Origin of the sequence: Actinoplanes rectilineatus (genome assembly GCF_000962825.1) — a bacterium.
GTDB classification, from domain to species: domain Bacteria; phylum Actinomycetota; class Actinomycetes; order Mycobacteriales; family Micromonosporaceae; genus Actinoplanes; species Actinoplanes rectilineatus.
In genome coordinates, this window is sequence record NZ_JZKF01000012.1 from 25,676 (window position 1) to 49,541 (window position 23,866).

Consider the following 23,866-nt stretch of genomic DNA (forward strand, 5'->3'; position numbering starts at 1 on the left):
GGTTTTGTTCTTTTTTGTTCTGACACAAGAAATTCACGTCCGTCATCATCTGGAGACTTTCGGTTCCCGTATCTCTATGACGTCCGACATGGACGTACCCCGAGATGGGAGCTCGCATGGAATCGTTCGCCCGTCCCCTCGTCCCCCGCATTCTGGCGTTGGCGGCCACGGTCGCCGTCGCCGTCGGCCTGATGGCTGCCCCGGCCCAGGCCGCGCCGACCGGAATCCCCTCCACGGCAACGGCACAGACCTATCTGAATGCGCTGACCGTCGCCGCCGAGGCGAATGCCAGCACCTACGACCGGGATCTGTTCCCGCACTGGATCACGATCTCCGGCACCTGCAACACGCGCGAGACCGTGCTCAAGCGCGACGGCACCAGCGTCGTCACCGACTCGGCGTGCGCCTCGACCTCCGGGTCGTGGTACTCGCCGTACGACGGCGCCACCTGGACCGCCGCGTCCGACGTGGACATCGACCACGTCGTGCCGCTCGCCGAGGCGTGGCGTTCCGGCGCCAGCGCCTGGACCACCACCAAGCGGCAGAGTTTCGCGAACGACCTGACCCGCCCGCAGCTGATCGCGGTGACCGACAACGTCAACCAGTCCAAGAGTGACCAGGACCCGTCGACGTGGCAGCCCTCGGTGACCTCCTACCGCTGCACGTACGCCAAGATGTGGATCGCGGTCAAGTACTACTGGGCGCTGACCCTGCAGTCGGCGGAGAAGACCGCCCTGCAGACCATGCTCAACACCTGCTCGTAGTATCCGCGCCTGCCGTGTCCCGTGTCCGCGATCGGTCGTTGCACGGGGCATGGCAGGCTGGGTGCTGGTTCGGTGTCTGGGCGTGCTGCGCGCGGAGATCGACCGGCTCGCCCCGGGCCGGGACCGGAGCAGCGACGGCAGCGTCGGCGACCGGGCGCACCGCGACACGGTCAGCGACCACAACCCGGACGACACGCCGGGCGCGCGGACACCGTTCACCGACGCCGACTCCCGCCCCGAGGTCCACGCGATCGACGTGGACGCGAGCGGCCCCTGGCCGGCCGGATGGTCGATGGACCGGATCGTCGCCACCGTCGTGAACCGGCATCGCGCCGGGCTCGACGACCGGCTGCAGAACGTCATCCACCGCCGGCGGATCTGGTCGCGGTCCTGGGGATGGACGGCTCGCCCCTACCAGGGGGCCGGCCCGCACACCGGCCATGCGCACTTCTCCGCCCGGTACGTGACGGCGCGGGAGGACGACACCGGACCGTGGGGGCTGACCGGCCCGGACGAGGGGGACACCATGACGAAGAGCGAGTTCCTGGCACTGCTCAAGGACCGGGACGTCCGGGCGGCGCTGTGCTCGGCGGTCCTGACGACCGACGACGTGCTGACCGCGCCGCCGGGTTCCCGCAACCCGGACGGGACCGTCAACCGGTACTGGTCGGCGACGTCCTACCTGCAGCAGACCCTGGGAGCGGCGCGCACCCGCACCGCCCGGGATCACGAGGCGCTGGCGGCGGCGGTGGTCGCGGCCCTGCCCGGCGGCGGTGTCACCGCGGCCGAGGTGGAACAGGCCCTGGTGAAGGTCTTCTCCGCGGACAGATAGACCACAAGGGCGTCCAGAATGTCACTGACGGGGGTAGTGGCGTTGTTGACGATGGCGGCGACGACCAGCGTTTCGCCCGGATTTATCGTGAGATAGCCGGACAAGGCGTTCACGCCGGTCAACGTCCCGGTCTTCGCCCGTAACCGGCCGGCCGCGGGCGTGCCACGGAACCTCGACCGCAGCGTCCCGCCCACGAGTGGATCCGGGTCACCGGCCACCGGCAGGGCGGCCAAAAGGTCCGGGAACCACGGGCGGCTCCGGGCGGCGGTCAGCAGGTTCGCCAGCTGGTGGACGGTGAGCCAGTTGCGGCGGCTGAGACCCGAGCCGTCGCCGAGGGTCGTGGTGGACATGTCCACGGTCAGCGCACCGAGGGCGGTACGCGCCGCGGCCAGGCCGGTCGGCCAGCTGCCCGGCGTTCCGGGCGAACCGGCCCGGCCCATCGCCTTGACCAGGAGTTCCGCGGGACCGTTGGCGGAGCGTTTGAGCATCGGCCGGACCAGGACGGCCAGCGGGGCGGAGAGCTGCGCCGCGACCGTCCGCCGCCGCGCGCGGTCACTTCCGGGCACCACCACGCGGGTACGCCCGGCGACCGTCACCCCGTGCCGCAGCAGTGCCCGCCGGAACAGCCCGGCGGAGACGGCCACCGGATCGGCGACGGCCACCAGTCGCGTGCCGGCCGCGCCCCGCTGCGGGACCGCACCGGTGACGGTGACCGTGGCGGAGCCGTGCGCCCGCGTCACGCGGATCGTGTCCGGCGACCCGGGCGGGCCGGTGGTGGCGGCGTCGACCAGGGCGACCGCCGGCGGGACCGTCACGAGCCGCGGCGGCCGGCCGGGCCGCGCGCCCGGGGCGTACCGGACCGCCACGGCCGCGGTGTCCCCGCCGGGATCCGCGGCGAACGTGAGGGCGGAGACCGGCGCGGCGAAGGCCTCCGGCTCGTCCTGCCACGACCAGTCCAGCCCGTACGGCACCCGGTCGAACCAGGAGTCGTCGGCGACCAGGCCGCCGGGGACGTGGGTGATCCCGGCGGCGGCCACCGCGGCGGCCAGGGCGTCGTAGCGGGCGGGGGTCATCGTCGGATCGCCCTGCCCGGTGAGGACCAGGTCACCGGCGGGACCGGTGGCCACGCCGGTCCGGAACCGGTAGGCCGGGCCCAGCACCTCGAAGGCGGCCGCCGCGGTGAGCAGCTTCTGGTTCGACGCGGGCAGCACCCGCCGGTCGGCGTCCCGGGCGTAGAGCGTGACACCCTGCTCGGCGTCGCGGACCTCGACCGCCACGGTGGCGCCGGCCAGCCGCGGATCGGCGAGGATCCGGTCGAGTCCGGCATTGCGCCCGCTTCCTCGCGCGCACGACGGGGAGGCCCGGCCGGACGCCGGAGCCGGCGGCGGGCCGGAGCCGCCGGCCAGGACAGCGGTCAGCAGCAGGGCACACGCGGACGCCGGTCGCATGACGCGATCCTCACGGCCCGCGTACCCGGACGTGGGGTTTTTCGCGGCGTTTCATCCCTTATCGGGGGTACGGCGGCGGTCTTGCGGGCGGCGGGTCCCCGGATCCGTTCAACTTCGGCCGCCGGCGACCGACAGTGGCGGCGAAGGGGGCAGCCTTTGAACACCGGATGGCGGCAGCGATGGGGCACGGCACTGGCGTTCGCCCTGCCCGTCTCCGGCATCGCCCTGATCGCCCTCACCGGCCGCCTGCACCACACCACCACCCTGATGCTGGCCATCGTCGGCATCAGCGTCGCCGTCACCTCCCGGCGCATCGCGGCCACCGCCGGGCTGCTCGGATGCGCGGGCTGGGCCGCGACAGTCGCCGCCGAACCCCGGCTGCGCACCCCGGAACTCGGGTACTACGCCGGTCAGCTCATCCTGGCCGGCCTGCTCGGCACGCTGCTGCACCACGTCCTGCGCCGCCGGCAACGGCAACTCGGCACCGCCCGTGACCAGGCGGCCGCGGTCGCCGGGCGCTTCGAGAGCCTGTTCCACGCCTCCCCTGCCGGGGTCGCCATCGCCGACGACCGGGGCACCCTGATCGCCGTCAACCCGGCCTTCTGCGAACTCGCCGGGCGCACCGAGACCGAACTCGTCGGCGACAGCGCCCGCCCCTACCTGCAGGGTGAGACCGCCATCGGCGGGGAACGCCGCTTCCTGCGGCCGGACGGCTCGGAACGCTGGGTGTGGCTCAGCGCGGGCGCCGACGCCGGCGGCCAGTGGACCCTCATCCAGCTGCAGGACGTCACCGCCGCCCGGGAGACCGACCGGCTGCTGGCCGCGGTCTCCACCACCGCCCGCCGCATCCGCGCCGGCGAGGACGCCCGCGACACCATCATCGCCGCCGTCCTCGACCTGGCCGGCGCGGACAGCGTCGCCCTGCTCGAACTGCAGGACGACACCCTGGTCGCCACCCGCACCTCCGGCAGCGACGTGCTCGGCACCCGGGTGCCGCTGGACAGCGCCTCGATGGTCGGGCTGGTCTACCAGAGCGGCGAACCGGTCTTCCTCGCCGACCCGGCCCAGGACCCGCGGGTCTCCGCCGCCCTGCTCCAGCGGGTCGGCGCGGCCTCCATGATGTGGCATCCGGTGGTGTCCGGCGGCGTGGTCGTCGCGATGCTCGTCGCCGGCTGGAGACACCGCATCGCCTCCATCGACGACCACCGCACCCGGGCGGTCGCCCTGCTCGCCGACGAGACAGCCCTCGCCGTGGAACACGAGCGTCTGCTGCACCGCCTGGAACACATGGCCTTCACCGACACCCTGACCGGCCTGCCCAACCGGCGGGCCTGGCAGGACGACCTGCGGCGGGCCCTGGACCGGGCCCGGGCCGGCGGCCGTCCGCTGACCGTCGCGGTGGCCGACCTGGACCACTTCAAGCGGTACAACGACACCCACGGCCACCAGGCCGGCGACGACATGCTGCAACGGGCCGCGGCGGCGTTCGGCGCCCAACTGCGGCCGGGCGACCTGATCGCCCGCTGGGGTGGGGAGGAGTTCGCGATCACACTGCCGGACTGCACGCCGCGGGAGGCGGACGCGGTGCTGGAACGGGTGCGGGCGGCGACTCCGGGCGCGGAGACCTGCAGCATCGGGCACGCCACCTGGGACGGCACGGAGTCCGTCGAGCGCCTGCTGGAACGAGCGGACACCGCGTTGTACGCCGCGAAGAACGCCGGCCGTGACCGCGTCCACGCGGCCACCCAGGTAGCCGCCCACGTCTAGGATCACGCGGGTGACGCCGTTGACGATCATCAAAGGGGACGCGACCAGTCCGCAGGCCAAGGGGCCGAAGATCGTCGCGCATGTGTGCAACGACCTCGGCGGGTGGGGCAAGGGGTTCGTGGTCGCGGTGTCACGGCGGTGGCCCGAACCGGAGCGGGCCTACCGGCAGTGGCATCGCGGGCGGGCCGGCAACGACTTCGGGCTCGGCGCGATCCAGGTCGTGCCCGTGGCTCCGGACGTCGCGGTGGCCAACATGATCGGGCAGCACGGGATGCGTACCGGCAGCGGCGGGCCGCCGATCCGCTACGACGCGGTCGAACGGTGCCTGGCCGCGCTCGCGACCGCGGCCGCGGAACGTCAGGCGTCCGTGCACATGCCGCGGATCGGGTGCGGGCTGGCCGGCGGCAAGTGGACGCTGATCGAGCCGCTGATCCGTGCCGCCCTGTGTGAGCGGGACGTGCCGGTCACCGTCTACGACTTCTGAGCGTCCAGGATGTCCAGGGTCCGCTGGTCGGGTCCGTCGTAGAAGGCGTCCAGGACCTCCTCGAACAGGGCCGGGTCGTCGGCCGCCCGGGCGAACAGGGTCATCGACGACCGCAGTTTCAGGTCGTCGGGGCTGCCGAGGATCCGGGTGGCGCTCGTGCCCCGGTGCCGCAGCAGCGCCGACGCGCACGCGGACAGCCGGGGCCCGAGGACCGGGTGGGCCAGGTAGGCGCGGGCCTGCGCCAGGTCGCGGATCGCGTAGCGCTGCGCCGTCGGGCTCATGCCCAGCCCGGCCACCTGCGGGAAGACGAACCACATCCAGTGGCTGCGTTTGCCGCCGGCGGTCAGTTCGGCGAGCGCCTGTTCGTGGACACCGTCCTGGGCGCTGACGAACTCGTCGAGGTCATTGACGGGCACGCCGCGTCTCCCGGTCGTTGGCCTTGCGGATCGCGTCGACCAGTTCCGGCTTGGTCATCCGGGACCGGCCGGTGACGTCGAGGCGTTTCGCCACGTCGAGCAGGTGGGCCTTGCTGGCGTTGGCGTCCACCCCGCCGGCGGTCTTCCCCGCGCGGCCCTCGTCGCTGGGGCCCTTCTGTTCCTTGGTCTCCCAGTGGTCGCCGATCTTCTCGAAGGAGTGTTTCACGGCGGCGAAGGCGGTGCGGTGGGCGCGTTCGCCTTCGCCGTACTGGTCGACGGCGGAGTCGTGGGTCTTGAGGAAGGTGTCCTGGGCCTTCTTCGGGGACCGTTTCAGGGTGTCGGGAAGTTCCTCACGTGCTGGCATGAGCTGGGGATGCCCGCAGACCACGGCCGCAAACGCCCCGGATCAGGCGAAGCGCATCATCCGGGCGCCGGGGGTGGCCGGGCCGCGGCGGCGGGCGGCACCCAGGCCGCTGACGCCCTCGACGGCGGCCTCGACGATGTCGCCGTCGGCCAGCACCACCGTCTCCCCGCCGGCCGGCATCCGCAGGATCACCTCGCCGTGGTCGCGGATCTCGCCGCCGGCGACGGTCAGGCCCGCGGCACCGGTGATCAGGTAGCGGTCCAGGTGCGGGTGCGGCGCGGCCAACAGCCGGTCGTCGCGGACCGACAGGACCCAGGGCAGGCTCACCGATCCGCCGACCCCCGCCACCAGGCAGCGCCGCCCGGCCGCGTCGGCGAACGTGACCGGCATGCCGACGCCGCCCCAGCCGAACACGCCCCGGGCCCGCGCGGTGAACACGGACCCGTCGTAGCCGCCGATGCCGAATCCGATCCGCCCGTCGGCGTCCGGACGCAGGTCCACCCAGTCCGGCCCGAGGGGGAAGAACCGCTGCCCGGCCGGCGCCTCACCGGCCTCGCCCGTCTCGGTCCACAGCACCAGGTCGTCGGAGACCGCCGAGCCCTGGGAGTGGAACAGCCGGTAGCGGCCGCCGTCGACGGCCACGCCGAGCAACTCGCCGAGCTCCCCCACGCGCGGGGTGAAGTGCAGGCGCGGTGTCATGACTCTGAGTAGCACTGCCGTGTTCCACCGCGCCAGAACCTCGGCCTGCCAGAAAAGCCGGTAGTGTTCCCCGCACCCATCACCGTCGATATCGGGGGATCATCGTGCCTTACACGCCGGGCGAGGCGGCCGGCCGGATCGGGGTCAGCATCGACACGATCCGCTACTACGAGAAGATCGGCCTGTTGCACGGCATCCGCCGCACGTCCGGGGGCCGCCGGGTCTTCGACGACGACGACCTGTCGCGGCTGGGCCTGCTGCGCTGTCTGCGCGACTCGGGCATGCCGATCGCACGGTTGCGCCGGTTCGCCGAGTTGCTCAGCACCGGCGGCACCGACGAGCAGCGCGCCGCCCTGCTGGAGGAACACGACCGGGAGATCGACGAGAAGGTCACGCGGTTGCGCCGGGAGCAGCAGCGGGTCAAGGAGAAGATCGCCTGGTACAAGGGTCTCCAGAGCCCTGTCCTAGAAGCCGAGGAACTCCTCGATCGCGGCGGCGGTGTGGATGTCGTGCCCGGTGCGGCCCATCAGCGCGGGTGAGTCGACCGGTCCCGGGATGGTGTGGCCGCCGCCGTGGACGGTGTACAGCGTGACCGGCGGTCTGCCCTCCTGCCGGTAATCGGTGCGGCTCACCGAGGTGCGGCCCGGGGCGCTCGCCGGGAGGTCGGCGGTCTGCGGCGGCGTGGTGATCCCGTTGCGCCCGGCGAAGTAGGCGGCGGTCTGCGGCGAGGACAGCATCGCCCCGCCGGACCGGAACGCGATCTGCGCCCACTTCGCCATCTCGCCTCCGGCGTACGGCACGATCCGGTCCTTGGTGCCGTGGATCAGCAGCACCGGCCGGGGCACCACCGGCAGCCCGGGGACCAGGAAGTTGTCCGCCGCGGGCTGCTGGGCCGCGACGACCACCGCGCCCGCGACGACGTCGGGCCGTTCGTGCAGGAGACGGATCACCAGGCCGCCGCCGTTGGAGTAGCCCACGGCGTACACCGGAAGGCCGGTGCCGTGCCGGTGGGCGACCGCCGCGGCGAAACCCACGTCGTCGATGCCGCGGATCCGGGCCTTGGCCCGGCTCTGTTTGCGGGCGTCGTTCCACTGCCGGCCGATCCCGTCGAGGTAGGCGACCGCGCTCCGCCGCAGCCCGTCGAAGGCGTTGCCGGTGAACGTCCGGTGGGTCGCCGCGGTCTGCCCTGATCCGTGCAGGACCAGTACCAGCCGGTCGTGCCCGCCGTCCGGGGTGATCAGGGTGTAGGTGCGGGTCAGCCCGCCCACCTCGATCGTCTGGTGCGTTTGCATGGTCTCCCCGATCAGCGTTGCGGATAACCTATCCACTTCACCGTAGCATCAAGCGGATGACCCATCCGTTTATCCTCGGTCACATGAGCCTGCGCAGAGACGCCGCCCGCAACTGGGACCAGATCGTCGAGACCGGCCGCCGCCTCGTCGACGAGGGCACCCCCCTGCGCCTCAACGAGGTCGCCCGCGCCGCCGCCGTCGGCGTCGCCACCGTCTACCGGCACTTCCCCACCCCCGAAGCCCTCCTCGAGACGATCGCCCTGCCCGGCCTGGAAGCCCTCGCGGCCCGCGGCGAACACGCCCTGACCGAGGACGACCCGGGAACCGCGTTCACCGGCCTGCTCCTCGCCGGCATCGACGCCCTGCTCGCCGACCCCGCCATCCCACCGGTCTTCTCCGCGCCGGACCACGTCCTGCCGCGCACCGCCGAAGTGGTCGCCCGGCTCGCCGGCCTCAACACGCTGCTGCTCGACCGCGCCCAGCGCGCGGGAGCGATCCGCCCCGGCCTCACCGCGGCCGACATCACCCGCCTGATCTGCGGAATCGTCTACGCCGCGACCCTGGAGCCGGACGCCGCCGCCCGCCCGGCACTCACCCACCGCTACCTGGATCTTCTGCTGACCGGGCTCCGGACATGAGGTCATCGACACAGGTTGTTTTCGGCGGGCCCCACTCGGGGAAGGAGGCGGCATGAAAATCTGGCCGGGCAACCCGTATCCGCTGGGCGCGACCTACGACGGGGGCGGGACGAACTTCGCCATCTTCTCCGAGGCCGCCACCCGGGTGGAACTGTGCCTGTTCGACCGGGACGGCACCGAGACCCGCATCGACCTGCCCGAACGGGAAGCCCTCGTCTGGCACGGCTACCTGCCGCGGGTGGTACCCGGCCAGCGGTACGGCTACCGCGTACACGGCCCCTACGACCCGTCCCGGGGCCTGCGCTGCAACCCGTCGAAGCTGCTGCTCGACCCGTACGCCAAAGCCATCGACGGCGACTACCGCTGGGACCCGGCGCTGTTCTCCTACGAGTTCGGCGACCCCGGGTCGTACAACGACGCCGACTCGGCCCCGTTCGCACCCCGCTCGGTGGTGGTGAACCCGTTCTTCGACTGGGGCAACGACCGCCCGCTGAAGGTCCCCATGTGGGAGACGGTCATCTACGAGGCACACGTCAAGGGCATGACGGTCCAGCACCCGGACATCCCCGAAGACGTCCGCGGCACGTACTCCGGCCTCGCCCACCCGGCGATGATCAAGTATTTGAAGGGTCTCGGCGTCACCGCCGTCGAACTGATGCCGGTGCACCAGTTCGTGCACGACAGCACGCTGATCGAACGCGGACTCACCAACTACTGGGGCTACAACACGATCGGCTTCTTCGCACCCCACAACGGGTACGCCTCGTTCGCCGGCGGCGGCGGCCAGGTGCAGGAGTTCAAAGCCATGGTCAAAGCCCTGCACGCCCAGGGCATCGAGGTCATCCTGGACGTCGTCTACAACCACACCGCCGAAGGCAACCACCTCGGCCCGACCCTGTCGTTCCGCGGCGTCGACAACCCGGCCTACTACCGCCTCGTCGACCAGGACAAGAGCTACTACTACGACACCACGGGCACCGGCAACAGCCTCAACGTCCGCCACCACGAATCCCTGCGCCTGATCATGGATTCGCTGCGGTACTGGGTGACCGAGATGCACGTCGACGGCTTCCGGTTCGACCTGGCCGCCGCCCTGGCCCGCGAGTTCCACGAGGTGGACCGCCTCGCCGCCTTCTTCGACCTGGTCAACCAGGACCCGGTGGTGTCGCAGGTGAAACTGATCGCCGAACCGTGGGACGTCGGCGACGGCGGCTACCAGGTGGGCGGCTTCCCGCCGAACTGGACCGAATGGAACGGCAAATACCGCGACTCGGTCCGCGACTTCTGGCGCGGCGAACCCGCCAGCCTCGGCGAGTTCGCCTCCCGCTTCACCGGCAGCTCCGACCTCTACGAAGTCGACGGCCGCCGCCCCATCGCCTCGATCAACTTCGTGACCGCGCACGACGGGTTCACCCTGCACGACCTGGTCTCGTACAACGACAAACACAACGACGCCAACGGCGAGGGCAACCGCGACGGCGAAAGCCACAACCGGTCCTGGAACTGCGGCGTCGAGGGCCCCACCGAGGACCCCGAGATCGTCACCCTGCGCGAACGCCAGAAACGCAACTACCTGGCCACCCTGCTGCTCAGCCAGGGCGTCCCGATGATCGCCCACGGCGACGAACTGGGCCGCACCCAGCAGGGCAACAACAACGTCTACTGCCAGGACAGCGCACTGTCGTGGATGGACTGGGAGGACGCCCGCGGCTACGACGTCCTGACCGGTTTCGTCCGCCGCCTGCTGCAACTGCGCGCCGAACACCCGATCTTCCGCCGCCGCCGCTTCTTCACCGGCGACCCGGCCGGAGACTCGAAACTGCCCGACATCGCCTGGCTGCGCCGCGACGGCGAAATCATGACCGAGGCCGACTGGAACACCCGCAGCGGCATGACCATGACCGTCTTCCTCAACGGCCACGGCATCCCGGAACGCGACGCCCTCGGCGAAGAGATCAAAGACGACTCGTTCCTGCTGCTGTTCAACCCGCTGGGCGAGGACGTCGCCTTCACCCTGCCGTCACGCGACTACGGCCGCACCTGGGAGACCGCCGCGAACACCGCCGACCCGCTGCTGGCCGCCCGCCGCAAGACCTTCCGGGCCACCACCCAGGTGACGGTCCCCCGCCACACCCTCGTCGTCCTGCGCTGCCGCTACTGACAGATCAACCCCGTCACCGGGTACGCGGCGCGCTGCGCACCGTCGCAGCGCGCCACCCGGCGGCGCCCACCGGTCACGGCGAGAACGGCAACGCCACCTCGTCCGAGACCTCACACCCCGAGCAGGGCGGCTCCACCAGGTCGGCGACCGGAATCGCGGCGCCGTCCCGGCTGTGACCCACCAGCTTCCCGTCGGTCGCGCCGTCCACCTCGTAGATCCGGCCGGACCGCTTCTGGCCCAGGTTCGCGTCCTCCGGGACGGACACCACCAGAGGAGTGTCGCCCTCCGGGTTGATCCGCTGACGCGGGTAGTACTCGCTGTGCCCGTTGACGTCGTGCACCCGCAGCACGAACCACAGCCGGTGCCCGTCCGCCGGGCCCCGCTGCACCGTCGCGTTCAACCGCACGGTACGACTCCCCGACTCCCTGGCCCACAGGTCGACGTCGGCACCCGTCAGACCGTCCTCGCGGCCCGGACCGTTCACCACGAACAGCACCGCCGCCCCGGCCCCGACAACGACCGCGACGGCGGCGCCGTACAACAGCAGATCCCGGCGCCGGCTCGGCGGCGCCTCCGCGTCCGGCCCCTCCGCGTCCGGCGCCTTCCCCGACCGGATGGTCGCCAGCAACGTGACGACCGGAACGAGGTAGGCGACGTGGATGCCCAGCGTGCTGGCCAGCGCGTCGGCGCGGGCCAGCGACCCGGCGCTGATCTGAAGAGCGACGACGACCGCGGCGACGCCCAGCCCGAGACTGAGCACCACCCAGAACGCCGATCGCGGCAGGCGATTCATGGCCCGCACCGTATCGACGCCCACCCATGATCACCGTCGCCCGAAAGGGGAGACCCGCCACCCGTCCGGCCCCCTCCTCCGCCGACCCGCCCCCGAGACGACTCGGGGGCACGGAATACGGGATCTGCCGGGGTCCGACCCGGATGGCCCGGCCGTCGCACGGCGGCAGAGTGAACCCGTCCACGGGGATCCACATCGGAGGTTCACCATGCAGCGCCGCGCCCTGCTCTCGGCCGCCCTCGCCGGCGGCACCCTGGCCCTGACCGGCACACCGGCCGGCGCCGTCGACCGCACCGGCACCGGGACCGGCACGATCGGGCCGGCGGGAGCCGCCGGCACTGTGCGCACGGCCGGCACCACGATCAACCGGGAGGCGCTGGCCGCCGCGATCGAACCGCTGGACGCGGGGGCCAGCGGCGCGCTGGTCCGGGTCGAGGGCAGCGACGGCCGATGGCGGGGACGGGCCGGGGTCGCCGACCTGCGGACCGGGGCGCCGGTGCCGTGGGACGCCCGGTTCCGGATCGGCAGCATGACCAAGACGTTCACCGCGGCCGCGATGGTGCAGCTGGCGCAGCACGGCCTGATCGACATCGACGCGCCGGTGCGGCGCATCCTCCCGGACCGGCTTCCCCCGGGGTACACGGGAACAGTGCGCCAACTGCTCGACCACACCCACGGGCTGCAAGCCGTCGCGATTCCGCACAAGACGTGGAGCTGGTTCAAGGAACACCGCTACGACACGTTCGCACCCGGTTCGCAGGTGCTGTGGAACGAGCCGCCGCCCTACACCCCCGGCGAACGGCAGGACTACGGCAACGTCGGCTACATCGTCGCCGGGCTGGTCATCGAACGGGTCACCGGGCGCCCGTACGCGGACGCGATCCGCCGGGGCATCCTGCGCCCCCTGGGCCTGCACCACACCTACCTGCCCGGCACCGACACGGCGATCCCCGGGCCGCACGCCCGCGGCTACGAACTCGTCGACGGGGTGTACGAGGACGTCACCCGCGCCAACCCGTCCCTGCAATGGGCCGCCGCCGAGATCATCTCGACGACCGGCGACCTGGACCGTTTCCTGACCGCGCTGCTGGGCGGCCGGCTGCTCCCCCGGCGCTGGCTGGAGGTGATGCTGACGGTTCCCGAACACGCCACGTCGTGGCCGGACGGCGCCGACCCCACCTACAGCGCCGGGCTGAACCGGATCCGGCTCGGCGGCTGGGAGCTGTGGGGCAAATCCGGTGACCGTCCCGGCTACAACAACGGGATGGGCGCCACCCTGGACCTGTCGCGGCGCCTGGTCTACTCGGTGAACACGCTCACGATGGGCGGCGACCTGCCGGTGGTCTCGCAACGCATCGTGACCGCCGCCCTGTCCTGACCGCCGCCGGACCAGTCCCGCCGGAAGAATCCAGATGGGCGGACACCGGTGGTCACCACGTCTCAGGAGAGCGGTGACCACCGGACGGGCGGCGCGGATGCCTGGGCGCGACAGCGTCACCGAATGTGGGTGACGGCAGACCGGCTGGGCCCGGCGGCGGCGCTACGGCCTGGACGGCGCAGCACGGCCGCATGGTAGGCACGCGACTATGCCGACGCGTACCATGTCAAGATTTTGATCTCAGGAACGCGCCCGCGGCAGGCAGCACTTCTTGTACTTCGCACCGGAACCGCACCAGCAGGCGGCGTTACGCTCCGGCGGCCAGTTGATCGCGGCCGCGGTGAGCGTGCGGGCGTAGGCATCCCGGACCGGCCGGGCGGCAGGGTCACCGTCGGCGCCGGCGTAGGCGGCCAGACCAGCCACCGAAGCGGGCAGCACATGCAGGCCCGCGCCCGACTTCAGCGACATGTCCCGCTCGATCCGGGCACGGTGCTCGTCCCAGTCCGGGCCGTAGCTCTCCGCCAGCTCCGGCCAGCGCTTCGCCAACGCGTCGAACTCGGCCCGCGGCCAGAACAACGGGTCGCCGGCCACCGCGGACTCGGCGCGCGCCACCGTGCCGGCCAGCTTCGCCTCCAACCGCTCAGCCAGATTGTCGTGCGCGTCGTGCTGCAGGCCCAGCACATGCCGCAGCCGGTGCCGCTGCTGCAACAGGAAGAACAGCAGTCCCGCATCGGCCGAATCGGCGGGCTCCGTACCACCACGCTGCGCCAGCGACTCCTGCACGGCGGCGGTCAACCACTGCTCCGCCTCGCGGGCCCGGCCACCGGCGACCAGGGCCGCACTGATGTACGCGGCGGCATCCGGATATTGAAGGATCAGCGGACGCAGCGGCTCCAACTCGGCGAGCGCCTCGTCGTCACGGCCGGCACGGAACAGGATCCGGGCCCGCAGCGCGTGCGCGGCAGCGGCCGGGCTGTCGTCACGCCCGGCGAACGCCGCGACGGCCTGATCCACATAGGTGAGGGCGGCATCGAGCTTGCTGCGGCTCTCAGCGATCTCGGCAGCCAGGGTGAGCGCGGGAGCAGCATCGCCGGGATCGGCGAAACCACCGGACCCGGCCGCATGCGCCAGGTCGGAGGCGATGCCGAGCGGGTCGGCGGCGCCCAGGACGGAGAGCCGGATGTCGGCGAGGTCTGCGCTGGTCAGATCAGCTTTCAAGGACACCTGGTCACGGTACTGCGTGGCAGAGCCTCACGGCCGTTGATCTGGGTCTCACTTCGCCCGGACGAGGCGGCCGCCGCAACCGTCCGGCAACCGATCAGCACCCGTCCGGCAACCGGCGCCGCGAGTCCACATACGACGACTGGTCCCCCATCCGCGAGTAACCTGCCGGACCCGGGTAGAACAGGGGCTGTGCCCCGCCGCTACCTGATCCTCGCCATCTGCTGCATGAGCCTGCTGATCATCAGCATGGACGTCACCATCGTCAACATCGCGCTGCCCGCGATCCGCGCCGACCTCGGCGCCTCACTGTCCGGGCTGCAGTGGACCATCGACGCGTACACGCTCGTGCTCGCCAGCCTGCTCGTGCTCGCCGGATCGACCGCCGACCGGATCGGGCGCCGCCGGGTCTTCCAGGCCGGGCTCGTCCTGTTCACCGCCGGCTCCCTGCTCTGCAGCATCGCCCCCACCCTGGGCTGGCTGATCGCCGCCCGGATCGTGCAGGCCGTCGGCGGTTCCATGCTCAACCCGGTCGCCATGTCGATCATCACGAACACGTTCACCGACAACCGGGAACGGGCCCGCGCCATCGGCGTGTGGGGCGCCGTCACCGGGTTCAGCATGGCACTCGGGCCGATCGCCGGGGGCCTGCTCGTGCACACGTTCGGCTGGCCGTCCATCTTCTGGATCAACGTGCCGGTCGGGGTCGCCGCGTTCATCCTGGCCTGGCGGTTCATCCCCGAATCACGGGCCGAGCACCCGCGCCGCCTCGACCCGGTCGGCCAGATACTGGTGCTGACGGCACTGGCGTCCGTCACGTACGCCATCATCGAAGGACCCGCCGAGGGATGGACCTCCCCGCAGATCCTGGGATGCGCCGCGCTGGGCGTCGCCGCCGTCGCCGCCCTGCTGCGATGGGAACCGCGCCGCGACGAACCCCTCATCGAACTGCGGTTCTTCCGCAGCGCCCCGTTCAGCGGCGCCACCCTGATCGCCGTCTGCGCCTTCGCCGGGCTCGGCGGTTTCCTCTTCCTCAACACCCTCTACCTGCAGGAGACCCGCGACCTGTCGGCCCTGCACGCCGGCCTGTACACCCTCCCGATGGCCGGCATGACCATCGTCGCGTCCCCGATCTCCGGGCGCCTCGTCGCCGGCCGCGGCACCCGCCTGCCGCTGATCGTCGCCGGCACCGCGATGGCCCTCGGCATGCTCCTGATGACCGGCGCCGCACCGGACACCCCGATCTGGCGTCTCGTCCTCGCCTACCTGCTGTTCGGCCTCGGCTTCGGCATGGTCAACACCCCGATCACCAACACCGCCGTCTCCGGCATGCCCCGGGCCCGGGCCGGCGTCGCCGCCGCCATCGCCTCCACCAGCCGGCAGGTCGGCAGCGCCCTCGGCGTCGCGGTCATCGGCGCGGTCGTCGCCTCCGGCTCCACCGGCGGCTGGTGGATCCTGTGCGGCCTGGGCCTGGCGGTCCTCACCCTGGGATTCGCCAGCACCGGCCGCTGGGCCCGAACCACCACCGGCCGGGTGTACGCCGAGAAACTCCCCGCCTGACGGACCTACGGAGTCGGTCCGTAGAACAGGCGCAGGACCGCGTCGGTGAGGGAGTCGAGCAGCGCCTCCTCGTCGTGGACGCCGGGTTTGGCGTAGACGTCGGCGAAGGTGGAGTTGCGCATGGCGGCGGCCATCCGGGCGATGAGATCGGGTGGCCCGTTCACCGCACGGCCGGCGCGGGCGTCCCGCCCCAGGCGCTCGGTAATCATCAAGCAGCCCTCGTCGATCAGGCGATCCCGGACCTTCCTCACCTCGGGGGCGGGCTCGGCCGCGAGGAACGCCTCGCAGAGCCAGCGCCCGTCGACCTTCCAGCGCGCCAGCCCGGCCGCCATGCCGCGGCGCAGTTCGTCCCGGCCGAGGCCGTCGGCGTGTGCCCATTCGGCCATCTCCGCGTCGGACTCGGCGACGCGATGCTCGACCAGCGCGGCGAGCAGGGCGTGTTTGGACTCGAAGTAGAAGTAGAAGCCGGATCGTGCGATGCCCGCCGCCGCGGCCAACTCGTCGATCGTGACCTGACTGATCGGTTTGTCCCTGAAGACGGCGCGGGCGGCGTCGACGAGCGCTTGTTCACGCTGGTCGCCCCTGGTCGGGCCGCGACGGCTCTTGATGCTCGACACCGCGGGATCATACCCACCATCCACGGTAATTGACGTCACATCACCTTCAGTCGACACAGTGTCGAAAGCAAACAGCACCGTGTCTAGACTTCGTCGCATGGCCGCTCCGGCCCTGTCGCACAAGGAGAATCCGATGTCAGAAGCACTGAAGGACAAGGTCGCCCTGGTCACCGGCGCCAGCCACGGCATCGGCCGGGCCATCGCGGAACGCTTCGCCCGCGAGGGCGCGGCCGTCGGCATCGGCTACGGCCACGACGAGGCCGCCGCCACCGACACCGTCGACGGCATCCGCAAGGCCGGCGGGCGCGCCTTCGCCGTGCACTCGGAGCTGGGCCTGCCCGGCGACGCAGCCCGGCTCTGGGCGGCCTTCGACGAGTCCGGCCGCGATCACGCACCCGACGGCAAGCTCGACATCCTCGTCCACAACGCCGCCAAGGCCAGCTTCGGCCACCTGCACGAACTCACCGAAGAAGGATTCGACTCCGCCTTCGCGGTGAGCGTCCGAGCACCCTTCTTCATCACGAAACTGGCCCTGCCGCGGCTCCGCGACGGCGGCCGGGTCATCACCATCTCCAGCCTGTCGGCACAGCTCGCCGGGCCCCACTCGATCGCCTACGGCGCCGCGAAGGGCGCGCTGAACTCGTTCACCCTCAGCCTCGCCCAGGAACTCGGCCCGCGCGGCATCACCGTCAACGCCGTGGCTCCCGGTGTCGTCATGACGCGCAACAACGCGTACCTGCTCGACGAGAGCCAGGCCGAGCGGCGAGCGGCGACGGAGGCCCGCAGCGCGCTCGGCCGGCTGGGGCAGCCGGACGACATCGCCGCCGTCGTCGCATTCCTCGCCTCCGCAGAGGGCGGCTGGATCACCGGCAAGGTCATCGACGCCTCGGGCGGCACCGCGCTCTAATGAACTGACCATTCCCGGTCACGACCCGTTCGGGCCTGATCACCGGCACGGCTGCGTCAGATTGCGGAAGCGCCGGTGAGCAGCTCACCCGATCTCTCCGGGAGGTCTGCGATGCGTGTCGACACCCGCCCGCGCACCCTCAAACGCAAACGCTGCTACGTCCTCAACGACGGCCAGGTCTACGGCAAGGGCCGCGCCAAGGCGTTCGTCACCGCCGCCGAGAACGGCATCAAGATCCTCGACAACAACGGCTAACTCGTCAAGCGCTTCACCCTCGTCTGATTCCTGCCTTTTGGGTACGCCCGGAGCACCGTCCCCTGTGATCCTGCCAGTACCGCGTACCGCATCCTAGGAGGCTAGGCGAAAGCCCTGGAGCGGGCCTGGTCCCTCATCCGAGGCGATGGGCGGCCCACTGGGCGGCCCACTGGGCGTTCCAGGCCGCCGGATCCCGAACCCATGCGGGCCCGAGTGGTGAGGACCTGGCCGGCCACTTCGCGGTGTTCTGCGTGGCGAGGTGGTCGAGGTGCCGACGAGCCGTTGTGCCCCACGCGGGCGACTGGACCAGCCGCTGTTTGATCGTCAGCGGACCCATGTCGGAAGCCGCGATGTGATGATCGGCCGAATGGATCGCCTGTCGTCCGTCATGGAAGCCGTTTCGGCTGAGCTGTCCATCACTCAGCCACGAGAGATCGCGCTGTACGCACGTGTCTTCAGCTCGCTGGCCGGCCAGGCCGCCTACGACACTCGCGCATGCGTGCTGATCGTCGAAGAACTGGACCGGCTGAGGGCCGGCTGATCGGTCACCATGCCGATGCGGGAACGGATGTCGAGAACGTGTGGGTGGCTCCGTCCCCGGTGTGACGGCGGCCAGAATGGGCCGTACCCGCATCGAGGAGACCACCATGGCGAAGTACCTGCTGCTCAAGCACTACCGTGGCGCCCCGGCACCGGTGAACGACGTGCCGATGGACAAGTGGGCTCCGGAGGAGGTCACCGCGCACATCGCGTACATGAACGATTTCGCGGCCCGGCTGGAGGGCACCGGCGAGTACGTCGACAGTCAGGCGCTCGCCCCGGAGGGCACGTTCGTGCGGTACGACGGGCCGGGACGCCCGCCGGTCACCGACGGCCCGTTCCCGGAGACCAAGGACCTGATCGCCGGCTGGATGATCATCGATGTGGAGTCGTACGAACGGGCCCTCGCACTGGCCGGTGAGCTGTCCGCCGCACCGGGCGCCGGTGGCCGGCCGATCCACGAGTGGCTGGAGCTGCGCCCCTTCTACGGGGTGACGTCGCCGGCCACCGCGGAATGAACGTGCGGGAGCTGACTCCCGCGGTGATCGCTGTCCTCGTCCGCCGCGGAGCCGACTTCGCGGCGGCCGAGGACGCCGTCCAGGATGCCCTTCTCGAGGCGGTCCGCACCTGGCCGGACGGCCCGCCGCGGGATCCGAAGGGCTGGCTGGTCGCGGTGGCCTGGCGGCGGTTCCTGGACGCGGTCCGGGCGGACACGTCCCGGCGGCGGCGTGAGGATCTGGTGGAGGCCGAGCCGCCGCGCGTCCCGGGGAGCGCGGTCGACGACACGCTCCAGTTGTACTTCCTGTGCGCCCATCCGTCGTTGAGCCCGGCGTCGGCGGTGGCGCTCACGCTGCGGGCGGTCGGCGGGCTGACCACCCGGCAGATCGCCCGGGCGTACCTGGTGCCGGAGGCGACGATGGCGCAGCGGATCAGCCGGGCCAAGCGGACCGTCGCGGACGCCCGCTTCGACCGGCCGGGGGACCTCGGCACCGTGCTGCGGGTGCTGTACCTGGTCTTCAACGAGGGCTACTCCGGGGATGTGGACCTGTCCGCGGAGGCGATCCGGTTGACCCGGGAACTGGCCGCGCGCACCGATGACGAGGAGGTCGCCGGGCTGCTGGCGCTGATGCTGCTGCACCATGCCCGGCGGGCGGCGCGCACCGGGCCGGGCGGTGAGCTGATCCCGCTCGCCGAGCAGGACCGCGGCCGGTGGGACACCCGGATGATCGCGGAGGGTGTCGGCCTGCTGCAGGCCGCCCTGGCCCGGGACCGGCAGGGCGAGTTCCAGGTGCAGGCGGCCATCGCCGCCCTGCACGCGGACGCGCCGACCGTCGAGGAGACCGACTGGGTGCAGATCGTCGAGTGGTACGACGAATTGGACAGCCCGGTGGCCCGCCTGAACCGGGCGGTGGCGGTCGGCGAGGCGGACGGTCCGCGGGCCGGTCTCGCAGCGCTCGCCGAATTGGACCCGTCTCTGCCCCGCTACCCCGCGGTCGCGGCGTACCTGCATGAACGCGACGGTGACCTGGCCCGAGCGGCCCGGTTGTACGCGGAGGCGGCCCGGACCGCCCTCACCATCCCGGAACGGAACCATCTCCTCCGGCAGGCTGCGAGGCTGAACGCCGGTGACCACCCGGCCTCGGGCTGAGGGCGGTCCGGCCGACGTCACCGTGACGGTCGCCGTCCGGGTGAACTCCCGGCGCACCCTCTGAATCGGGGGCACGCCGGGAGCGGGGATCAGAAGCTGATCCGGATGTCGTCGACGAAACCGCGGTAGCCGCCGGTGTTGGCCGGCTGGTCGTACCCGAAGTCGATCTCGACGATCTCCTTGCCGTTGGCCAGCGAACCCAGGTCGACGGTGACGTCGTTCCACTTGTCCAGCGTCAGCGCGGTGCACTGCTCGGCCGGGTGGGGTCGCTTGCCGTTGCTCGCCGGGGCGGTCGAGCTCCGCAGGTTGGACAGGGTGTCCGTGGTGCGGTCGTGGAAGATCAGGTCGATCGCCACGCACTTGCTGTTGTTGCCGTCGGCCAGGTTGTAGCTGTTCGTCTTGCTCTGCGGGTAGACCCGGTAGTGCAGCTTCGTCGTCGGGCCGCCGAAGGTCTGGGCGAGGCCGAAACTCTTCAGGTACGCGTACGACGAGGTCGCGCTGTTGTCCTTGCCGGAGTAGAGCAGGATGTTGCCGGCGCCGGTGCCGAGGTGGTCGGTGCCGACGAACAGTTCCGGGACGGTCACGGTGCTGGCGACGCCACCGATGTTGGCCGCACCGCCGCGCGGTGAGACGCCGCCGGCCAGGGTGTTCGTCCAGGTCGGCTGGGTCTCCCCGGTGCCGAGGCCGGTGCTGAACTTGTCCGTCGCCACCACGTCGGTGATCTTGTAGTCGTCGATGAAGCCGCGGAACCCGCCGGTGTTGGCGGCCTGCTGGTAGCCGACCATGACGGTCCGCAGCACCTTGCCGGCGAACCTGCCGCCGACCTCGACCCGGACCTCGTTCCAGGTGTCCAGGGTCATCGTGCCGCACTGGTTGGCGGGGTGGATGCCGTGACCGTCCTGGTCGGTCAGCCCCGAGTCGCGCAGGGTGCTGCCGTCCGTGAAGATCAGGTCCATCGCGACGCACATGCTGTTGTCGCCCTCGGCCAGGTCGAAGCTGTTCGCCTTGCTCTGCGGGTAGACCCAGTAGGACAGCACGCTGCCCGCGCGCAGCATCACGTTGCCGTAGGTGAAGGCCCGCAGGAACGCGTACGACGACGTGGTGCTGGTGTCCTTGCCGGAGTAGAGCAGCATCTGCGTGCCGCTGTGCGAGCGGGAGTCGGTGCCCAGGAACAGTTCCGGCACCGCGGCCGTGGTGGTGATGCCGGTGACGTTGGCGACGCCGCCGTGGCCGCCGCCGAGGCCGGCACCGGTGGAGTTGCGGTAGTGCGGCTGGTGGTCGCCCGCCTCGAAGGTGCTGCCCAGCGACGGCACGTTGCCGTTGACCCAGGTGTAGAGGTCGTCGACCCGGGTGCCGGTCGCCTCCGGCGTGCCGGTGGCCGCCTCGGCGAGGCAGCCGGCCTGGTTCGAGGCGTGGTGCAGCCCGACCAGTTCGACGGTGCTCGTGCCCTGCCGCAGGACCGGGCCGCCGGCGTCGCCCTTGCAGACGCCCACGCCGCCGGTGGTGGTGACCGTGCCGGCCGCGACGGCGCCGACGGTGGCGGCACCGGACTTGAGCACGTCCGGCACCCATTGGTCGGCGGTCCGGCCGTACCCGGCAAGCACCAGCCGCTCACCGGCGACCGGCGCGGTCCGGGACACCGTCACCGGCGCGATCGACGTCCGGGCGGCCAGTTCGACCAGGGCCAGCGGCCGGGTCGGGTGCGGGATGATCCGGGCCGCCTGGGTGACGAAACCGGTGGTGGTGGCGGTCAGGTCGGCGCGGCCGACGGTGATCGTGGTCGGCAGTTTCGGCGCCCCGGCCGAGACCACCCCGTCGGCGCCCGCGACGCAGGCCGCGTCGGTGAGGACGGCCTGCGGGTGCACCAGCACCGCGGTGCAGCCCCGGTCGGTGCCGGTGGTCCGCAGCTGTGCGGTGAAGGAGTACTGCCCGGCGGTGAGCGTCTCGCCGCCGGTGATCGCCGAGGCCGGTACCGCGGCGGCGGCGATCATGCCCACCGTCACCGCCATCACGAAGGCCAGGCGCCGGTGGACGCGTTGAATCCCCGTCATTCTCTGATTCGCTCCTGTTGGTCGCCAGGAGAGCGGACGGCATGCGTCGGAGCATGCCCGGCTCCCCCGTCGTTCAGCCGACGCGCGCCCGTGGAACGGGCGCGCGCAGTAAGGCTGATCGATGGGAGAATCGATGTCAATCTCTGCGTACGGCGCGCAGTGCGATGTCGACGGACGCCTGCAGGTCGGAGCGGGTGGCGCCGGCCGCGGCGTGCACCGCGTGCCCCTCACTGAGGGCCATCACGAAGCGTGCCACCGCCCGCGGGTCGGCGCCGTCCGGCAGGTCGCCCTCCCGGGACGCGCGGATCAGCCGTTCGGAGAGGGCGGCCTCGGTCTCCGCGCGCCCGGCGGCCAGGATCCCGGCGATGCCGGCGTTCTCCGGGGCGCAGGCCAGACCGCCCTGGATGGACAGGCAGCCGGCCGGATGGTCGTCGGCGGTCAGGCCGTCGGCACTGGCGCGCAGGAACGCCTCCACCGCGGCGTACGCCCGCGGCCGGTCCAGTGCCGCGCGGGCGGCGGCGACCCGGGCCGCGTGGTAGCGGGCGAACACCCGGCGGAACAGCTGCTCCTTGTTGCCGAACGTGGCGTAGAGGCTGGGCCGGTTGATGCCCATCGCCCCGGTCAGCACGCTCAGGGAGGCCCCGTCGTAGCCGTGCCGCCAGAAGACCTCGGTGGCCCGGTCGAGGACGGCCTCCTCGTCGAAGGCCCGGGGCCGGCCGCCGGCGGCGGCGGGTGTCGCTGCGTTCATGGGACGACTCTACCGCTCGGTACAGATCCGGGTGCGCCGATGCGGCATGTTAGGTTCGCCTAACCTAACTTCTAGGTCCACTGTCGATACGGAGACGAAGGAATGTCGATGCCCTCCATCCGCCGCATGGCGCCCCTGGCGATCTGCCCACTGCTGATCCTCGGCGCCCCCGTGCCGGCCTCGGCCGCGGCACCCGGCGAGCGCCCCGGCACGGTCGTCACGACCACACCGCTGCCCGGCAAGGAGGCGCCCGGAAGCACCGCGACGTCGATCACGTACTGGACCGAGAACTCCCTCGACCAGCCCCGGCAGTCGCTCGCCACCATCTACGTGCCGACCGGCACCCCACCGGCCGGCGGCTGGCCGATCCTGGCCAACGCGCACGTGACCGCCGGGCTCGGCGACGACTGCGCCTACACCGACGACTACGGCACCGCCGCCGCGGACGTCAACGTCGTCACCCCGTGGATCACGGCCGGTTTCGCCTTCGTCGCCACCGAGTACATCGGCATCGGCACCGAGGGCTCACACGCGTACCTGGACGCCGGCGCCGAGGCCAACGCGGTGATCGACTCGGTGCGGGCGGCCCGGAGCGTCGACCCCACACTGTCGCGGGACTACGTCGTGAACGGCATCTCCCAGGGCGGCCACGCCACCCTGGCCACCGCGGCGAAGGCCGCCGAACGCGCACCCGAACTCCGGCTCGCCGCCGCGATGGCCGACGCGCCGGCCACCAAGATCGAGGGGTACATCCCGGTCGCCGGACCGTACATCCCGCCGCTGCCCGCCCCGGACTACACGACCTACGTCGCGTACATCCTCGCCGGACTGGAGACCGCCCGCCCGGACTTCGACCTCGACGCCTACCTGACGCCGGCCGGCCGCGCCGTCGTCGACGACGCGCACCGGCTCTGCTACTTCGACATGAACACCCGCACCCAGGGCACGTCGATCGGCCAGATGCTGTCGAAGCCGCTCAGCACCGGCGACTTCCCGGCGGTGCTGAGCGACGTCACCACCCTGCCGGTCAGCGGCTTCGACGCGCCGGTGCTGGTCAACCAGGGCCGGTTCGACGTGGTGGCGTTCCCGTTCCTCACCGACCTGCAGGTCACCGAGATGAAGCTGCACGGCGCGGACGTCACCTACCGTCACTACGCCACCGGCCACAACGTGTGGGCCCAGGCGCTGCCGCACAACATCGCGTTCGCCCGCGCGCACCTCGCCGCCTGACGGTCGCCCTCACCGCCGGTCATTCCCGTTCGGGGGTACGCCCGGAGCACGGT

The 23,866-nt window shown here is 71.6% G+C and carries 25 protein-coding genes; 15 read left to right on the top strand and 10 right to left on the bottom strand.

What is annotated here, in order from left to right:
- The first annotated feature begins 116 nt into the window (after positions 1 to 116).
- Together WH85_RS11910 and WH85_RS46915 are read left to right on the top strand one after the other, a co-directional pair.
- Positions 117 to 764: an HNH endonuclease family protein gene (locus WH85_RS11910; protein WP_425394636.1), complete on the top strand. Its 648-nt coding sequence runs from the start codon at positions 117 to 119 to the stop codon at positions 762 to 764.
- Positions 765 to 825: 61 nt separating this feature from the next.
- Entirely contained in the window at positions 826 to 1,596 is a 771-nt protein-coding gene (locus tag WH85_RS46915; protein WP_157410949.1) for a hypothetical protein, read from the top strand.
- Here the strand turns inward: WH85_RS46915 and dacB are convergent.
- Positions 1,491 to 3,044, bottom strand: a complete 1,554-nt coding sequence (gene dacB / locus WH85_RS11920) for a D-alanyl-D-alanine carboxypeptidase/D-alanyl-D-alanine endopeptidase (protein WP_045741866.1) — start codon at positions 3,042 to 3,044, stop codon at positions 1,491 to 1,493. The two genes, WH85_RS46915 and dacB, sit on opposite strands and share 106 nt — an antisense overlap.
- Positions 3,045 to 3,200: 156 nt before the next feature.
- On the opposite strand from dacB, the gene WH85_RS46920 reads away from it, so the two are divergent.
- Together WH85_RS46920 and WH85_RS11930 are read left to right on the top strand one after the other, a co-directional pair.
- A complete protein-coding gene (locus tag WH85_RS46920; RefSeq protein ID WP_052720352.1) occupies positions 3,201 to 4,811 on the top strand; it encodes a sensor domain-containing diguanylate cyclase in 1,611 nt (536 codons plus the stop codon).
- Between the two features lie 10 nt (positions 4,812 to 4,821).
- Positions 4,822 to 5,295, top strand: coding sequence for a macro domain-containing protein (locus tag WH85_RS11930; protein WP_045741867.1), 474 nt, complete (start codon positions 4,822 to 4,824; stop codon positions 5,293 to 5,295).
- Here WH85_RS11930 and WH85_RS11935 read toward each other — a convergent pair.
- From WH85_RS11935 to WH85_RS11945, 3 genes are read right to left on the bottom strand one after another with little or no spacing between them, the layout of a single operon-like run.
- Complete coding sequence (locus WH85_RS11935; protein WP_045741868.1) at positions 5,283 to 5,711, bottom strand: DUF1810 domain-containing protein; 429 nt, start codon at positions 5,709 to 5,711, stop codon at positions 5,283 to 5,285. The genes WH85_RS11930 and WH85_RS11935 overlap by 13 nt on opposite strands.
- Positions 5,698 to 6,075 carry a ChaB family protein gene (locus WH85_RS11940; RefSeq protein WP_045741967.1) on the bottom strand — a complete coding sequence of 126 codons (378 nt, stop codon included), beginning with the start codon at positions 6,073 to 6,075 and terminating at the stop codon, positions 5,698 to 5,700. Before WH85_RS11940 ends, WH85_RS11935 begins: the two co-directional genes overlap by 14 nt.
- 42 nt (positions 6,076 to 6,117) lie before the next feature.
- Positions 6,118 to 6,774, bottom strand: coding sequence for a glycoside hydrolase family 32 protein (locus tag WH85_RS11945; protein WP_045741869.1), 657 nt, complete (start codon positions 6,772 to 6,774; stop codon positions 6,118 to 6,120).
- A gap of 104 nt (positions 6,775 to 6,878) precedes the next feature.
- Here WH85_RS11945 and WH85_RS11950 point away from each other — a divergent pair, with 104 nt between their 5' ends.
- Complete coding sequence (locus WH85_RS11950) at positions 6,879 to 7,313, top strand: MerR family transcriptional regulator (protein ID WP_063775495.1); 435 nt, start codon at positions 6,879 to 6,881, stop codon at positions 7,311 to 7,313.
- Here the strand turns inward: WH85_RS11950 and WH85_RS11955 are convergent.
- The gene (locus tag WH85_RS11955) at positions 7,239 to 8,066 is read right to left on the bottom strand and encodes a CE1 family esterase (protein ID WP_045741871.1); all 828 of its coding nucleotides are present in this window, start codon (positions 8,064 to 8,066) and stop codon (positions 7,239 to 7,241) included. The genes WH85_RS11950 and WH85_RS11955 overlap by 75 nt on opposite strands.
- Before the next feature lie 83 nt (positions 8,067 to 8,149).
- Between WH85_RS11955 and WH85_RS11960 the strand changes: the two genes are divergently transcribed.
- A complete protein-coding gene (locus WH85_RS11960) occupies positions 8,150 to 8,704 on the top strand; it encodes a TetR/AcrR family transcriptional regulator (RefSeq protein ID WP_045741872.1) in 555 nt (184 codons plus the stop codon).
- A gap of 52 nt (positions 8,705 to 8,756) precedes the next feature.
- On the top strand, positions 8,757 to 10,865 hold the full coding sequence (gene glgX / locus WH85_RS11965) for a glycogen debranching protein GlgX (RefSeq protein WP_045741873.1): 2,109 nt from the start codon (positions 8,757 to 8,759) through the stop codon (positions 10,863 to 10,865).
- Between the two features lie 73 nt (positions 10,866 to 10,938).
- On the opposite strand, the gene WH85_RS11970 is transcribed toward glgX, so the two are convergent.
- Complete coding sequence (locus WH85_RS11970; RefSeq protein WP_045741874.1) at positions 10,939 to 11,658, bottom strand: hypothetical protein; 720 nt, start codon at positions 11,656 to 11,658, stop codon at positions 10,939 to 10,941.
- A gap of 208 nt (positions 11,659 to 11,866) precedes the next feature.
- Here WH85_RS11970 and WH85_RS11975 point away from each other — a divergent pair, with 208 nt between their 5' ends.
- Complete coding sequence (locus WH85_RS11975; RefSeq protein ID WP_045741875.1) at positions 11,867 to 13,036, top strand: serine hydrolase domain-containing protein; 1,170 nt, start codon at positions 11,867 to 11,869, stop codon at positions 13,034 to 13,036.
- Between the two features lie 240 nt (positions 13,037 to 13,276).
- Here the strand turns inward: WH85_RS11975 and WH85_RS11980 are convergent, their stop codons facing one another.
- The gene (locus tag WH85_RS11980; protein WP_045741876.1) at positions 13,277 to 14,260 is read right to left on the bottom strand and encodes an SEC-C domain-containing protein; all 984 of its coding nucleotides are present in this window, start codon (positions 14,258 to 14,260) and stop codon (positions 13,277 to 13,279) included.
- A 189-nt stretch (positions 14,261 to 14,449) separates the two neighbouring features.
- Between WH85_RS11980 and WH85_RS11985 the strand changes: the two genes are divergently transcribed.
- On the top strand, positions 14,450 to 15,817 hold the full coding sequence (locus WH85_RS11985) for an MFS transporter (protein WP_045741877.1): 1,368 nt from the start codon (positions 14,450 to 14,452) through the stop codon (positions 15,815 to 15,817).
- A 5-nt stretch (positions 15,818 to 15,822) separates the two neighbouring features.
- Here the strand turns inward: WH85_RS11985 and WH85_RS11990 are convergent, their stop codons facing one another.
- Complete coding sequence (locus WH85_RS11990; RefSeq protein WP_245673908.1) at positions 15,823 to 16,434, bottom strand: TetR/AcrR family transcriptional regulator; 612 nt, start codon at positions 16,432 to 16,434, stop codon at positions 15,823 to 15,825.
- Positions 16,435 to 16,567: 133 nt separating this feature from the next.
- Here WH85_RS11990 and WH85_RS11995 point away from each other — a divergent pair, with 133 nt between their 5' ends.
- The 5 genes from WH85_RS11995 to WH85_RS12010 all read left to right on the top strand — a co-directional run bounded on the left by WH85_RS11995 (position 16,568) and on the right by WH85_RS12010 (position 19,784).
- Positions 16,568 to 17,341, top strand: coding sequence for an SDR family NAD(P)-dependent oxidoreductase (locus tag WH85_RS11995; protein WP_045741968.1), 774 nt, complete (start codon positions 16,568 to 16,570; stop codon positions 17,339 to 17,341).
- A gap of 111 nt (positions 17,342 to 17,452) precedes the next feature.
- Positions 17,453 to 17,596, top strand: coding sequence for a hypothetical protein (locus WH85_RS50300; protein WP_157410951.1), 144 nt, complete (start codon positions 17,453 to 17,455; stop codon positions 17,594 to 17,596).
- Positions 17,597 to 17,864: 268 nt separating this feature from the next.
- Complete coding sequence (locus WH85_RS12000) at positions 17,865 to 18,137, top strand: hypothetical protein (protein WP_157410952.1); 273 nt, start codon at positions 17,865 to 17,867, stop codon at positions 18,135 to 18,137.
- Positions 18,138 to 18,243: 106 nt separating this feature from the next.
- Positions 18,244 to 18,654: a YciI family protein gene (locus WH85_RS12005; RefSeq protein WP_211275352.1), complete on the top strand. Its 411-nt coding sequence runs from the start codon at positions 18,244 to 18,246 to the stop codon at positions 18,652 to 18,654.
- Positions 18,655 to 18,656: 2 nt separating this feature from the next.
- On the top strand, positions 18,657 to 19,784 hold the full coding sequence (locus WH85_RS12010) for an RNA polymerase sigma factor (protein ID WP_425394638.1): 1,128 nt from the start codon (positions 18,657 to 18,659) through the stop codon (positions 19,782 to 19,784).
- 89 nt (positions 19,785 to 19,873) lie between these two features.
- On the opposite strand, the gene WH85_RS46925 is transcribed toward WH85_RS12010, so the two are convergent.
- Both WH85_RS46925 and WH85_RS12020 read right to left on the bottom strand, forming a co-directional pair.
- The gene (locus tag WH85_RS46925; RefSeq protein WP_052720354.1) at positions 19,874 to 21,835 is read right to left on the bottom strand and encodes a trypsin-like serine protease; all 1,962 of its coding nucleotides are present in this window, start codon (positions 21,833 to 21,835) and stop codon (positions 19,874 to 19,876) included.
- A 136-nt stretch (positions 21,836 to 21,971) separates the two neighbouring features.
- Complete coding sequence (locus tag WH85_RS12020; RefSeq protein WP_045741882.1) at positions 21,972 to 22,583, bottom strand: TetR/AcrR family transcriptional regulator; 612 nt, start codon at positions 22,581 to 22,583, stop codon at positions 21,972 to 21,974.
- 108 nt (positions 22,584 to 22,691) lie between these two features.
- On the opposite strand from WH85_RS12020, the gene WH85_RS12025 reads away from it, so the two are divergent.
- A complete protein-coding gene (locus WH85_RS12025) occupies positions 22,692 to 23,813 on the top strand; it encodes a lipase family protein (RefSeq protein WP_169792435.1) in 1,122 nt (373 codons plus the stop codon).
- Positions 23,814 to 23,866: the final 53 nt, after the last annotated feature.

Excerpts from the sequence above, each read along its gene's own strand:
- WH85_RS11955 (WP_045741871.1), bottom strand. The coding sequence starts at position 8,066 with ATGCAAACGCACCAGACGATCGAGGTGGGCGGGCTGACCCGCACCTAC.
- WH85_RS11970 (WP_045741874.1), bottom strand. The coding sequence starts at position 11,658 with ATGAATCGCCTGCCGCGATCGGCGTTCTGGGTGGTGCTCAGTCTCGGG.
- WH85_RS11975 (WP_045741875.1), top strand. The coding sequence starts at position 11,867 with ATGCAGCGCCGCGCCCTGCTCTCGGCCGCCCTCGCCGGCGGCACCCTG.
- WH85_RS11940 (WP_045741967.1), bottom strand. The coding sequence starts at position 6,075 with ATGCCAGCACGTGAGGAACTTCCCGACACCCTGAAACGGTCCCCGAAG.
- WH85_RS12005 (WP_211275352.1), top strand. The coding sequence starts at position 18,244 with ATGGCGAAGTACCTGCTGCTCAAGCACTACCGTGGCGCCCCGGCACCG.
- dacB (WP_045741866.1), bottom strand. The coding sequence starts at position 3,044 with ATGCGACCGGCGTCCGCGTGTGCCCTGCTGCTGACCGCTGTCCTGGCC.
- WH85_RS12020 (WP_045741882.1), bottom strand. The coding sequence starts at position 22,583 with ATGAACGCAGCGACACCCGCCGCCGCCGGCGGCCGGCCCCGGGCCTTC.
- WH85_RS11910 (WP_425394636.1), top strand. The coding sequence starts at position 117 with ATGGAATCGTTCGCCCGTCCCCTCGTCCCCCGCATTCTGGCGTTGGCG.
- WH85_RS46925 (WP_052720354.1), bottom strand. The coding sequence starts at position 21,835 with ATGACGGGGATTCAACGCGTCCACCGGCGCCTGGCCTTCGTGATGGCG.
- WH85_RS50300 (WP_157410951.1), top strand. The coding sequence starts at position 17,453 with ATGCGTGTCGACACCCGCCCGCGCACCCTCAAACGCAAACGCTGCTAC.
- WH85_RS11960 (WP_045741872.1), top strand. The coding sequence starts at position 8,150 with ATGAGCCTGCGCAGAGACGCCGCCCGCAACTGGGACCAGATCGTCGAG.
- WH85_RS11995 (WP_045741968.1), top strand. The coding sequence starts at position 16,568 with ATGTCAGAAGCACTGAAGGACAAGGTCGCCCTGGTCACCGGCGCCAGC.
- glgX (WP_045741873.1), top strand. The coding sequence starts at position 8,757 with ATGAAAATCTGGCCGGGCAACCCGTATCCGCTGGGCGCGACCTACGAC.
- WH85_RS12025 (WP_169792435.1), top strand. The coding sequence starts at position 22,692 with ATGCCCTCCATCCGCCGCATGGCGCCCCTGGCGATCTGCCCACTGCTG.
- WH85_RS11945 (WP_045741869.1), bottom strand. The coding sequence starts at position 6,774 with ATGACACCGCGCCTGCACTTCACCCCGCGCGTGGGGGAGCTCGGCGAG.